Raw genomic sequence first — 12713 nt, forward strand, 5'->3', positions numbered from 1 at the left:
GTTCCGGCGAACAAGTCGCACCGCGCTATCCGATCGCACCACGCGGGCTATTGCAACAGACACGTCCGACACCGCACGCGGGCGATTCACCGATCGGTGAGGTCCGACACACGCCTCGATCTGCGACGGATTTCGATATACGTCAATATGAGACCTGTGTCGTCTCTGCATGTGTATCGGTTCGGACCTGCCGACGGGCCGAAAGTCCTGGCCCTGCACGGTGTCACCGGGCACGGCAAACGCTGGGAGGAACTGGCCACCCGATATCTGCCCGATGTCCGGATAATCGCCCCCGACCTGCGCGGACACGGTCGCTCGACCTCGTTGCCGCCATGGAACTTCGAGACCATTGTCGCGGATCTGGTCGAACTGCTCGCCGCGGAGACCGATGAACCGGTGGTCGTCGTCGCGCACTCCTTCGGCGGTGCCTGTGCGCTGCACCTGGTGCGTCAGCATCCAGACCTGGTGCGCAAGCTGATCCTGCTCGATTCGGCGATCGCGCTGGAGCCGGAGCGCCTAGTGGATATCGCACTGTCCAGCCTGGCCTCACCGGACTACGACACGGTCGAACACGCGCGCCAGGACAAGATCGCGACCGGCTGGGGCGAGGTGGAGCCGCGCCTGCTCGAGGCTGAGCTCACCGAACATCTGATGCCCACCGCCGACGGCCGGGTCGGCTGGCGGATCAGCCTGCCCGCCGTCAATTCCTATTGGGGTCAGCTGGCCCGGCACTATGTACTGCCGCCCGCGGACCTGCCGACGATCCTGGTGCAAGCGATGAAGGTCGTGCCGCCGTTCGTCACCCCGGAGTTCCGCGCCGCGCTCACCGCGCACCTCGGCGAGAATCTGACCATGCTCGAGTGGGACTGCGACCATATGGTCGCCCAGGCCCGGCCGGCCGAGACCGCGTCGCTGATCCGATCGGTGCTGTAGTCGGATGGCCACCACCGATGCCGAGGTCGAGCGGGTGCGCGCGCTGGTCGCGACCGTGCCGGCGGGCCGGGTCGTCACCTACGGCGATATCGCCGCGGCGGCCGGATTGTCCACCCCGCGCACGGTCGGCTGGATCATGCGCACCGACGCCGCCGATCTGCCGTGGCATCGGGTGATCGGTGCGGGCGGTAAGCCCGCCGCGCATCTGGCCGAGCGTCAGTTGCGCCTGCTGGCCGCCGAGGGCGTGCCGATCCGCGACGGCCGAGTCGACCTGCGCGCCGCGCGTTTTCCGCTCTCGTAAACGGCCCCGCCACCGTCGATCGACGGTTAACGTTGAATTATGTCCACCCGCCTGGCATGTGTCGTCTTCGATGCAGACCGGCCCCGGATCGTCGCGGATTTCTGGGCCGAGTTGCTGGGCTGGGCGGTGACGATCGACCGCACCGACGAGGTCGATGTGGCGGCGCCCGATCCGGACGGTCTCGAGCTGGCCCTGACCTTTCTGTCCGCGAAGCGCGCCAAGGACAGCAAAAACCGGATACATCTGGATCTGGCCAGTCGCTCGCTCGATCATCAGCGAGTGCTGGTCGACCGCGCACTGACGCTCGGCGCCCGGCACATCGATATCGGCCAGGGCACGGTGCCGTGGGTGGTGCTCGCCGATCCGGAGGGCAACGAGTTCTGCGTGCTGGAACCGCGCGAGGAGTACGTGGACACCGGCGCGGTCGCCGCCATCGTGATCGATACACACGATCCGGTACGCCTGGCCGAGTTCTGGTCCACCGCCTCCGGCTGGCCGATCGCCCATGGCAGCGCGCAGGTGGCCGGGCTCCGTTCGGCGACGGGGCTCGGTTCCTGGCTGGAGTTCGTCCGCACGCCGGATGTCAAGCGCGGCCGCAACCGGGTGCACCTGGACCTGGCGTCCTTCCCCGCCGATGATCCGGCCGCCGAGGTAGCCAGACTACGCGCGGCGGGCGCGACCCAGGTCGACACGAACGGTGTCGGCGGCACGCTCGGTCTGGTGTTCGCCGATCCGGAGACCAATGAGTTCTGTCTGCTCCGAACAGCCTCGGACTATTCGACGATCTAGTCCATTCGACCGCTGGAACCGACCGCCATCCCCGGATCTGTACAGCCGACGAATTAGCATGTCGGCCATGCCCTCTCTCGCACCAAGCGCTGCCCGGTGATCACCGCCGACGCGATCGTGCTCGCGGGCGGACGCGCCAGCCGCATGGGGGGCGTCGATAAGCCCGCCATCGTCATCGGCGGTCGATCCATGCTGGAGGCGGCCTTGGCCGCGGTGGCGTCGTGTGTGCGCACCGTGGTGGTTGGACCGCAGCGGCCCGAATTGGACGCGCGGATCGTGCAGGTGCGGGAGGTGCCGCCGGGTTCGGGTCCGGTCGCCGCGGTGGGGACCGGATTGCGCGCGCTCGGACCGACCGCCGCCCCGCTGGTGGTGGTGCTCGCGGCAGATCTGCCGTTCCTGTCGCAGACGACCGTGCGGGAGTTGATTCGGCACGCCACCGAATCCGGTGCGGACGCGGTGTTCGCGGCCGACGAATCCGGTCGGCCGCAGTATCTGATCGGCGTGTGGCGGCGCAAAGCACTGGCGGAGGCGTTGCAGCGGCTGGATTCGCTGATCAATCAGCCGATGAAGGCGCTGATCCCGGCCGATACGGTCACCGTCACCATGGCCGGTATCGCCGACTGCGATACCGAGGAGCAGGTGCGTCGGGCCAGGATGGCTTGGGATGCCGGCACCGTCGGAGCGGCTCGTCACGCACCGACGGTGCCGGCTACCGCAACGCCGCTGCTGCTCGACGAGGCACGGGATATCCTGCGTACCAACATCTCTCGACTCACCGAGTATCGGACCGAATTGAGTTCGGTGCGCGGTGCCGCGCTCGCCGCACCGCTGACGGCGGTCGGATCACTGCCGCGCTTCGATGTCTCCGCGATGGACGGATACGCGGTCGCCGGTGCCGGACCGTGGCGATTGCGGCGCGATATCGGCTTCGCGGGCGGTCGGCGGCCGGTCGGGCTGCTGCCAGGTGAAGCGGTGCGGATCGCCACCGGCGCACATGTGCCCGACGGCACCACGCGGGTGCTTCGTGACGAATTCGCGCGGATCGATGACGAAATGCTGTACCAGCACGAGGATTCCCCCGTGCGCGTGGATATTCGCCGTCGCGGGGAGGACCGGAATCCGGGCGATCTCGTTGCGCCCGAGGGCACCCCGGTCACGGCGGCGCTGATCTCCGCCGCGGCCAGTGTGGAGGTGACCGAGGCGGTGGTCCGCGGCCCAGTGCGGGCCCGCATCGTCATGACCGGCGACGAGATCCGCAGCACCGGCCCGCTACAGACCAGTCAGACCCGCGACTCGATCGGACCAATTCTGCCAGATGTACTGTCCTGGTACGGAATTCGCGCGATCGATCGGGTCCACCTGCGCGATACTCCGCGCGGCTTCGACGAGGTGCTCGGTGCGGCGCACGATTGCGATCTGCTGGTGATCGTCGGCGCTACCGGCGGCGGCGCCGCGGACCAGTTGCGTGCCGCGATCGCCCGTGCCGAGGCCCGAGTCCTGGTGCACCGCTTGAAATTGCGCCCGGGAGGCTCCACCATTGTTGCCGAATTATCCAGCGGTACCACCATTCTCGGCCTACCGGGAAACCCGTTCGCGGCCGTTGCGGTGCTGATGGCCCTGTCCCCGGCACTCATCGAGGGCCGAACCGGCAGCCATCCACTTCGACCGATGATCGGGCCATTGCGCAATGCGAGCACGATCTCCGGGCCCGTGCCCCGCATCGTCGCGGCCCGGCTCGCCCCCTACGGCGGTTGGCTGGGCGATCCACAGGTCCGCACCACCCATCTGGGCGGCCTGGTCGACCGTGATGGTCTGGTCGTCGTCCCCGCCGAGGCCACCGACGACGACCTCGTCGAATTCCTCCCGCTCCAGATGTAAATAATCGAAATTCTTCTTCCACTGATGATGCCCGCTCGCTATTGTGTGATGGTTAGGCGAATACAACAACACTTCGGAAAGGACCGAGTGGAGATGGCTGAAAAGTCGAAGAAAACGCCTAAGAAAATGCCCAAACCGATGGAACGGCAGCAGCAACAGCAGCGCCAGGACCAGGGCATGAACCGATCCGGCCCGACCAGCGACCGCGACCGCATGGACAGTGATCAGCGCGGCCAGGGCTCGGAGCGACGAGGCGCTGACCAGCGCCGAAGCGGACAGCACTGATCTGAAACGGGCCGCCGGTTCCCATGCGCGAACCGGCGGCCCGGTTGCGCACGGCCCGGTTCGTTTCGCTCCTGTCGCCCCGATTCGGAGCCGTTGGGAAACTATTCACGGCAATACATTCCGGCCGATCAATCCGCAAAATTCGACGCACTCTTTCGAACGCGTCGCACTGTTCGAATTTCACCGCTGATGGCCACGCCTCAGCGAGTTGCCTTTTGCCGCAGAAATTCTGCGTACCCATCGAAGCGAGTCGAACGGCGCGGCAATCATTCGATGGCGGTGGCAGATCAGGCGCCGCGGCGCAGTAGCGCTCGGCTGTCGGGAATGCGGCGAGTGGGATCGGGAGTGGAACTACTTCCAGGAGGTCGTGTGTGTAGTCGGCGCGCAGGGAGGCGAATACCTCGGCGACAGGTCCGGTTTCGACGACGGTGCCCTGGCACAGCACCACGACAGGGTCGGCCACCTGGTGGACCACCGCGAGGTCGTGGCTGATGAACAGGCAGGTGAAGCCGTATTCTGCGCGCAGGTCGGCGAACAGGTCCAGGGCCTGGACATCGAGGGCGCTGGTCGGTTCGTCGGCGACGAGCGGTCGGGGTGCCGGAGCAAGTGCACGGGCTTGGGCTACCCGCCGGCGTTGGCCACCGGAGAGTTCGCCGGGTCGCCACGCCGCGTAATCGCGTGGTAGACGGCAGAATTCGAGGAGATCGCCACCTTGGGGCGCAGGACGCGACTCGGTGCATCTGGTTCGCCGATGGTGTCTTCGATGCTGTGCCGCGGGCCGAGTGACGCGGTGAGATCCTGGTGCACCAACGCGACGTTCTCGCGTAGGGCACCCGGCTCCCGGTTCGGCAGGCGGGTCAGCGAAAATCCTTGCCGCTCTATCTGTCCCGCATATGCGGGCACCAGACCGACCACGGTCGGCCGAATGCGCCTTTACCGGAACCGGATTTCGCCGACCGGATCGATCACCTCGCGCGGTGTGACGCTGAGGGGAACACCGCGCAAGGCGTGGAAGTTCTTGCCGCCAGACGACGGTCAGACCACCGCCGTGCAGGCGGGGGACGCTGCCCTCGCGGGTGGTGGTGTATCCGCTGTTGGCGGGGTCGGGTGTGGGCGCGGCTGGGCGCGGTACTGGAGGCGATCGTGGTCGCCTGGGGGCACGGCATACCATTCGGTGGTGCTCTCAGGACCCGATTATCAAGCGGCCACAGTCGGGCGTATACGCCCGTACCGGCCTGCCGACGAGGATGTGGTGGTAGACCTGTGGGCGCGCGCATCGCGGATCGCGCACCCGTTCGTGCCCGGTGAGGGCGGTGGCGAGCGGGAGCGCAAGATGCGTGAGATATACCTCGTCCAGGCCGACAACTGGGTAGCCGAGGACGCCGACGGCCGGGTTGTCGCGCTGCTCGGCATGCTCGGTTCGGAAATCGGCGGACTGTTCGTACATCCGGACGCACAGGGCGCCGGCATCGGCCGAGTCCTCGTGGAGTTTGCCGCGGCACGTCACGACAGCATCACGCTCGACGTCTACGAGAACAACCACGAGGCCCGCGGTTTCTACACCGCCATGGGCTTCGCCGAGGAAGGTCGTCATCCGGACGAGGACAGCGGGCACATGCTGATCACCCTCCGCAGACCAGGACGCAGTGCGGCCGCCGCCGGGGCCCCGCATATCTCCGGTGACGTGGATCGACCGGCGGATCGACCGACAAACTCTTCGATTGGATGATCCGCTTCCTCGACCGAGGACTCACCGAGATCGGCGGCTGCTGACGACGATCGGCGCGACCGGTGCACCGAAGTCGTTGGCGGACAGCAACTCCCATCGGTAATCACAGTGATGCGTTGCGGCCAGGCACATCCGGCGGGTAGCGGCCGGGTCGGTCCAGTGGGCAGGATGATCACGGCGCGCACGATGCGCCGCTGCCCGGTCCGGTGCGGGTTTCCGGCGACACCGCCCGTCCGATACCGTTGACCAGGGACAACACCCCGACCGTGCCCGACCGAAGGATGTACCTGATGGACGACAGTTCCCTGATCTGGGACGACGGTGCGCTGGTCACCATCGACCAGCGCGAACTGCCGCACGAGGCGCTTGAACTGCGGCTCAGCACGGTCGAGCAGGTAATCGACGCCATCAAGACGCTGGCCATCCGTGGTGCACCCGCGATCGGCATCGCCGGTGCGTTCGGCGTGGTCATCGCCACCGCCGCGCACACCACCGACGGTGTCGTCGATGTGGCGCGGGCCGAGGCGGATGCCGCGCGGATCGCGGACGCCCGGCCCACCGCGGTCAATCTGGCCTGGGCGGTGCGGCGGGTGCTGACCAAGGTGCCGCTCGGTGCGGAGGCGGTACTCGCCGAAACCCTGACAATGCTGGCCGAGGACGGCCGGGTCAATCGGGCCGCAGCGACCCACGCCGCCGATCTCGTGCAGCGGCTGTGCCCGGACCGGCCGCTGCGGGTGCTCACGCACTGCAATACCGGGCGACTGGCGACAAGCGCCTTCGGCACCGCGATCGGGGCGATGCGGGTGCTGTCAGAGCGCGGCGCGATCGAGAACGTCCTGGTCGATGAGACCCGACCGCTGCTACAAGGCGCCCGGCTGACGGCCTGGGAACTGGCCGAGGCGGGCATACCGTATCGGCTCACCATCGATTCGGCGGCGGCCTGGGCGATGGCGACCGGCCAGGTCGACTGCGTACTGGTCGGAGCGGACCGGGTGACCGCCAATGGCGATGTCGCGAACAAGATCGGCACCTATGGGCTCGCGATCGCGGCCCACCACCATGGCATTCCGTTCATCGTGGTCGCGCCGGAATCGACGCGTGATCCGAAGATGGCAACCGGCGCCGATATCGTCGTCGAACAGCGGGCCGCGGCCGAAGTGACCGGATTCGGCGGTGCCACAACGGCTCCCGTCGACACCGAGGTGTTCAATCCGGCGTTCGACGTGACGCCCGCGGAGCTGGTGACGGCCGTCGTCACCGAGCTGGGTGTCGTCTACGGCACGAATGCCGAACGGGCCGAAGGTGATCCCGGGGCGGCCATCGCCGATATCGCCCGCGAGTTGTACGGGCGGGGCTGGATGCCGGGCACGGCGGGCAATATCTCGGTGCGCACCGGCGATACCGCGGTGATCACCGGGAGTGGTTTGTCCAAGGGCGAATTGACCGGCACGGATATGGTGACCGTCCGCATCGCCGACTCCGCGCCGATACCGAATCAGCAGCGGAAACCTTCGGCGGAGACCACAATTCACACGGCGGTGTACCGAACCACCGATGCCGCGGCCGTTGTCCATATCCATCCGCCCTACGCGACGACCACCGCGACGCGCGCCGGCTCGCCCGACGCACCGACCACCCTGCGGATCGCCGACTACGAACTCATCAAGGGTCTGGTGGCCAAGCAGCCGGACGGCACCTATCCGAGCGTCCTGGACCTGCCCGTCTTCCCGAATTGGCCCGACGTCGCGCGCATCGGCGCTGATATCGAGGCTTATCTGCTCGAGAATCCCACCGCGGCACCGATATTGGCGATCGCGGGACACGGGATCACGACATGGGGAGACAATCTTTCGCAGGCACGCGACCGCGCCGAATGCCTCGAGGCCCTATGCGAACTGGTGGTCCGCGCCGGCCGCCCAGAGGCCTTCACCGCTAGCGATTGCTTGCAGGTCGCTCGAAACGACCAGGGCGCAATCCGAACGAGATCCTCGAGATTGGACTGACATCATGACGCTGTTGCAGGTTATGGCCGCCGACGATGCCGCCGAGGTACTGCTGCGTACCACCGACGAGGCGGTGATCGGCGCCGAATTGGCCGCCCGCGGTATTACTTTCAACCGCTGGCCGGTGCTGGACAATGCGACCGCGACCGCATCGGGCGAACTGCTCGCCGAATACGACGACCGGGTGGCCGAACTCAATGGTTCCGGCCGCTACCAGCATATCGATATCGCCCGCATCCACCCCGACGACGCGAATCCGGAGTGGCCGAAGATCGCCGAGGGCGCGCGTGCGAAGTTCCTCGACGAGCATCGGCACGCCGAGGACGAGGTGCGGTTCTTCGCGGCCGGACGCGGCTGCTTCTATCTGCATCTCGGTGACGAGGTCGTGGCGGCGGTATGCGAAGGCGGGGACCTGCTTTCGGTCCCCGCTGGCACCCTGCACTGGTTCGATATGGGCACCCGCCCGGACTTCATCGCCATCCGCTTCTTCGAGGAGGCCGACGGCTGGGTCGGCGATTTCACCGGCGATCCCATCAGCTCGGGTTTCCCGACCCTCGATCAGCTGCTGACGGCCCCGTGATCGCCACCGTCGTCGTCGATATCGAGGGCACCACCAGCCCGACGAGTTCGGTGCGCGAGGACCTCTACGGCTACACCCGCGCCCGCCTGCCCGAATGGCTGGCCGAAAACCGCACGGATGCGGCCGCGCCCATTATCGCGGCCACCCGCGAACTCGCCGGCCGCCCCGATGCCGACACCGACGAGGTCGCCGCGATCCTGCGCGACTGGCTCGGCTCCGATGTGAAGGCCGAACCGCTCAAGGCCGCGCAGGGCATCATCTGCGCCGAGGGCTTCCGCAACGGCGCACTGCACGGGGAGTTCTTCCCGGACGTCCCGCCCGCCCTCGCCGCCTGGCACGCCGCTGGTCTGCGGCTCTACATCTACTCCTCGGGATCGGTACGCAACCAACAGGATTGGTTCACCTTCGCCCGCGACGGCGATCTGGCCGCACTCCTCAGCGGCTACTTCGATCTATCCAGCGCGGGGCCGAAACGCGAACCCGCGTCCTACGAGAAGATCGCGAGCAGCATCGGCACCCCCGCCGATCACATCCTGTTCCTGTCCGACCATCCCGACGAACTCGATGCCGCGGTCACCGCGGGCTGGTCGGTGACCGGTGTCCACCGTTCCGGTGAACCGAATCCCGCACGCCCCCCGCATCATTGGATCTCCTCGTTCGCGGAACTGACGCTGCCCTGAGTCCGCGCCGGGACGGTGCGGGCACATCACCCGCAGCCAGGCGACCTTTCGCCGTCCCGAGCCGCGAGCGGCCAGGCGACGTCGAGGCGGCCCAGCAATTCCTCGGCATCCTCGCGCGCCCCCACAAGGTCCCGTCTTCCGGTCCGCCCGAATTCTGCAGTCCATCGCAATCTCCCCTGAACTGGGGTGTTGCGACGACTCCTAGCCCGCAAGCTCGAGCGGACGGGAAAGTTATTTTCCAGCAAACACGCCCGGCAAATCCCGACGACGCGCGCGCGGCCATGATAGGAATTCGACCCATGTACCGGCTGGCGCGCTGCCTGGTTTTCCTCCTCGCGGTCTGCACCGCGACCGTCCCCGTAACCGCTGGAGCCGATCCCGGCTCCGAGATTCTCGACGTCCGGCCGCTGGGCGGGCGGCAATTCGAGGTCGTGGTCCATTCGGCGGCGATGAATCGGCCTATCACGTTGTGGATGTCGCATCCCGGTCCGGGTGCGCCCGCGCTGTATCTGCTCAATGCGGTCGACGGCGGCGAAAGCGGCGGGCCGTGGACGACCCGCACGGATGTCGCGGACTTCTTCGCGGATAAGAACGTCAATGTGATCATGCCGATGAGTGGGCGCGCGAGCTACTACACCGATTGGCTCAATGACGATCCGGCCCTTGGCCGCAATAAATGGACGACCTTCCTGACCCAGGAGCTGCCCCTGCTGCTGGGTTCGCGTTTCGCGATGTCCGGGCGCAATGCCGTTGCGGGCCTGTCGATGTCGGCGACCTCGGCACTGAATCTGGCCATCGGCGCACCCGGCCTGTATCAGGCGGTCGGTGCCTACAGCGGCTGCCCGCGCACCAGTGACCCCGCCGCCAATGCCTATGTGCACGCCGAGCTCGCGGTCTTCGGCGCGAATGCGGACAATATGTGGGGTGCCCCGGACAATCCGGCTTGGGCCGAACACGATCCGATGCTGCACGTGGACCAACTGCGCGGATTGGCGCTCTACATATCGTCCGGCGATGGCACCGCCGGACCGCACGAGTACCTCGGCGATGCCGGCATCGACGGCAATCCGGTCCGGCTGCTGGAGCGCATGGTGGTCGGCGGTGTCATGGAGACCGTCATCAATGGCTGCACCCGCCCCTTTGTAGACCGGCTGGCCACGGCGGGTGTACCCGCCACCGTGATTCTCCGTCCGGCAGGTGTGCATGCTTGGTCGTACTGGCAGGACGATCTCCACGAGTCCTGGCCGCTGTTCGCCGCCGCCTTGGGCGCATAACCGCTCCGCTACGAACTTGTCGGTGCCTGGTCGACAATGCGGTATGACCCAACGGCAATATGGCGGTCGCGGCGAGTCGGAATGGCGGTCTCCTCGTCCGCGTCGACCCGTAGGAGAGCACCACCCTGCTGGCTCGCGACTATGTCGGCGCGATGGTGATGGGCGGTCGCGAAATAACCGACAACTGGCTGCTGGTCGACGGCGCGGCCGTCGCCGGCGATGCAGCGCTCGATGAATGGATCGACCGCGGCGTGAGCTATGCGCGTTCGCTGCCGCCGAAGGAGAAGTAGCGGTTCAGCGGACCAGACGGCGGAAGGTGAGTTTGTCGAATTCCCGGCCGTATTCGTCCACCGCGACCACATCCATTTCACTGGCGAAGATGCCGGGGCGGACATCGACGCGCAGGAACGAATAGTTGCGGAACCGCACCCGCGACCAAGGGGCCGCCTCATCCTGTTTGTCGCCGGATGCGGTCCAGACATAGCTGTTCGGGACCGTGGTGTCCGGTAATTCGTGACCCCGGAACGTTTCCTGCGATCCGGGTCGGAAGTCGTAGCGCGGTCGGCCACCGCCGCCGACGGTGTAGTAGACCGTGCCGTCGGTATCCGGGTAGACGATGGAATTATCCGCGGCGATCCTGGTCGCGGCGCCGGCACGGATCGGATCCGTGCGCTCGTAGACGTGATTGTGGCCCTGCAGCACCAGATCCACCTGATACCGGTCGAACAGTCCGGCCCACGCATCGCGCACGCCGCCGTCGCTGGCATGGGCATCGGTGGTCGAGTACGCGCAGTGGTGGAAGAAGCAGACCAGGAAGTCGATATTCGGGTCCGCGCGATAGGCGGCGAGGGTGCGCTCCACCCAACTCGTCTGCGCCCCATCGGAATACCCGGAATTGGCCTTGATCTCATAGCTGACGTCATTGGCGTCGAGCGAGAGCACCGCGACATTGCCGTAGGTGAACGAATACGCCGACGGACAGCCCGCGGGGCCGTTGCCGGGAAAGTCCAGTCGTGCCAGATGTCCGCCGTACCCGTGCTGGCCGTAGGTCGCTTCCATATCGTGGTTGCCGGTGGCGAACATCCACGGTGTCTCGGCGGCACTGCGTTCGATCGCCCCGAAGTAGACATCCCAGACGTAGGGGTTGTACTTGTCGAAACCGGAACCGAGCTTCGCGCCGTTGGCGACGAATTCGTTCGGTTTGCCCCCGCCGGACGGGTCGGCATAGGCGATATCACCGGCGAGAATGTGGAAATCCGGTTTGGCGGCGGCGATTTGGCGCAGCACATTACTCGCGTGCGGTGCGGTTGGATCGTTATCGGGCTTGTAGTACTTGTCGTCGTAATCGCCGGGCACGGTGCCTGGTGGCAGCGCCGGAGTCTCGTCGGTGCCCTGATCGCCCATCATGGTGAACCGGAAGGGCAGAATCGCACTGCGCGCACTCGGCATCGCGGGTGCGGCGGCGCGGATATCACCGGTGAATCCGTCGGAGGTACGCCAGCGATAGAAGTGCGGCACGCGTCCGGGCAAGCCGTCGACCGGAGCGTGCACATAGAACTGTTCGGCCGCCAGGACACCGCCGTCGGCGGAGGGGACCTGGGTCAGCAGGTTGCGCACCTCGGCCTCGATGGTGCTGCCGAGCGCGGGCGTGGGGCCGTGGTCCAGGAAGACCTTGGTGCCCGCCGGTGGCCGGGAGAGCTGACCGGCGAACCGGAGCTGACTCGTCGAATCCGGCCCATACCCGACACGTCGACCGCCGACCGCGAGCTGCACGTCCTCGGCGTAGGCGCGCCTGCCGAACGGTGAGGTTCCGACGGCCGCGACCGCGGTGGCCGCAGCCGCACCGCGCAGCACATTGCGCCGGGAGACCACGTGCCGACGTAGGTAATTCCGATGCCACTCGTGCTGCTCGGCCATGGTCATATGGGCGGCCTCGGCGGCGGGAATTCCGGTATCCGGCAGATCGCCAGCGGGGTTCAACGGATTCGTCGGCACAGCATCCGATGCTCTACGGCCCCAGCGCATTACGCAACTCGACACCGCTTCCCAGGCACGAACAATTGGTGAACTCTGAGCCGAACCTCCGCCCTCGCAACGCGATTGTTTCGAAATTCGCCCAAAACGTACGAATGCCCCAGTGGCAGCGGCATTCTCCCCCTTTTCCAAAATCGGCCGCAATCTCGGCCCCGACCCGCTCGTCCTCGACGTGGTCTACGCACCGCCCACTGGTAAGCCGCTCTTCGAAGACGCCGACGCCCCGA

13 protein-coding genes and 1 pseudogene are annotated in these 12713 nt (G+C 66.8%); 12 read left to right on the forward strand and 2 right to left on the reverse strand.

All coding sequences use genetic code 11. The features are described from left to right. Window positions 1–147 precede the first annotated feature (147 nt). The 5 genes from AB0L63_RS00165 (at window position 148) to AB0L63_RS00185 (ending at window position 4186) form a co-directional block, all read left to right on the forward strand. Window positions 148–933 carry an alpha/beta fold hydrolase gene (locus tag AB0L63_RS00165; protein ID WP_364492622.1) on the forward strand — a complete coding sequence of 262 codons (786 nt, stop codon included), beginning with the start codon at window positions 148–150 and terminating at the stop codon, window positions 931–933. 4 nt (window positions 934–937) lie between these two features. Continuing rightward, entirely contained in the window at window positions 938–1234 is a 297-nt protein-coding gene (locus AB0L63_RS00170) for an MGMT family protein (protein ID WP_364492624.1), read from the forward strand. Window positions 1235–1273: 39 nt separating this feature from the next. Continuing rightward, window positions 1274–2023, forward strand: a complete 750-nt coding sequence (locus tag AB0L63_RS00175; RefSeq protein WP_364492626.1) for a VOC family protein — start codon at window positions 1274–1276, stop codon at window positions 2021–2023. 96 nt (window positions 2024–2119) lie between these two features. Next, window positions 2120–3901, forward strand: a complete 1782-nt coding sequence (locus AB0L63_RS00180) for an NTP transferase domain-containing protein (protein WP_364492628.1) — start codon at window positions 2120–2122, stop codon at window positions 3899–3901. 93 nt (window positions 3902–3994) lie between these two features. Further along, entirely contained in the window at window positions 3995–4186 is a 192-nt protein-coding gene (locus AB0L63_RS00185; RefSeq protein WP_364494042.1) for a hypothetical protein, read from the forward strand. A gap of 621 nt (window positions 4187–4807) precedes the next feature. Here the strand turns inward: AB0L63_RS00185 and AB0L63_RS00190 are convergent. Further along, the gene (locus tag AB0L63_RS00190; protein WP_364494044.1) at window positions 4808–5089 is read right to left on the reverse strand and encodes a hypothetical protein; all 282 of its coding nucleotides are present in this window, start codon (window positions 5087–5089) and stop codon (window positions 4808–4810) included. Between the two features lie 274 nt (window positions 5090–5363). On the opposite strand from AB0L63_RS00190, the gene AB0L63_RS00195 reads away from it, so the two are divergent. From AB0L63_RS00195 to AB0L63_RS00220, 6 genes are all read left to right on the forward strand, one after another. Then, window positions 5364–5915, forward strand: coding sequence for a GNAT family N-acetyltransferase (locus tag AB0L63_RS00195; protein WP_364492630.1), 552 nt, complete (start codon window positions 5364–5366; stop codon window positions 5913–5915). 290 nt (window positions 5916–6205) lie between these two features. Continuing rightward, the gene (mtnA, locus tag AB0L63_RS00200; RefSeq protein WP_364492632.1) at window positions 6206–7918 is read left to right on the forward strand and encodes an S-methyl-5-thioribose-1-phosphate isomerase; all 1713 of its coding nucleotides are present in this window, start codon (window positions 6206–6208) and stop codon (window positions 7916–7918) included. 4 nt (window positions 7919–7922) lie between these two features. Beyond that, complete coding sequence (locus AB0L63_RS00205; RefSeq protein WP_364492634.1) at window positions 7923–8498, forward strand: cupin; 576 nt, start codon at window positions 7923–7925, stop codon at window positions 8496–8498. Continuing rightward, complete coding sequence (gene mtnC / locus AB0L63_RS00210) at window positions 8495–9178, forward strand: acireductone synthase (protein WP_364492636.1); 684 nt, start codon at window positions 8495–8497, stop codon at window positions 9176–9178. The genes AB0L63_RS00205 and mtnC overlap by 4 nt, the downstream gene beginning before the upstream one ends. A 299-nt stretch (window positions 9179–9477) precedes the next feature. Then, on the forward strand, window positions 9478–10452 hold the full coding sequence (locus tag AB0L63_RS00215) for an alpha/beta hydrolase family protein (protein WP_364492638.1): 975 nt from the start codon (window positions 9478–9480) through the stop codon (window positions 10450–10452). Between the two features lie 152 nt (window positions 10453–10604). Then, window positions 10605–10742: a hypothetical protein gene (locus AB0L63_RS00220; RefSeq protein WP_364492640.1), complete on the forward strand. Its 138-nt coding sequence runs from the start codon at window positions 10605–10607 to the stop codon at window positions 10740–10742. Window positions 10743–10746: 4 nt separating this feature from the next. On the opposite strand, the gene AB0L63_RS00225 is transcribed toward AB0L63_RS00220, so the two are convergent. Beyond that, the gene (locus AB0L63_RS00225) at window positions 10747–12447 is read right to left on the reverse strand and encodes a metallophosphoesterase (protein WP_364492642.1); all 1701 of its coding nucleotides are present in this window, start codon (window positions 12445–12447) and stop codon (window positions 10747–10749) included. Between the two features lie 172 nt (window positions 12448–12619). Here AB0L63_RS00225 and AB0L63_RS00230 point away from each other — a divergent pair. Beyond that, window positions 12620–12712 (forward strand): annotated as a pseudogene (locus AB0L63_RS00230) (cupin); the annotation flags it as partial. Window position 12713: the final 1 nt, after the last annotated feature.

Source organism: Nocardia sp. NPDC051990 (assembly GCF_040680755.1).
GTDB lineage: Bacteria > Actinomycetota > Actinomycetes > Mycobacteriales > Mycobacteriaceae > Nocardia.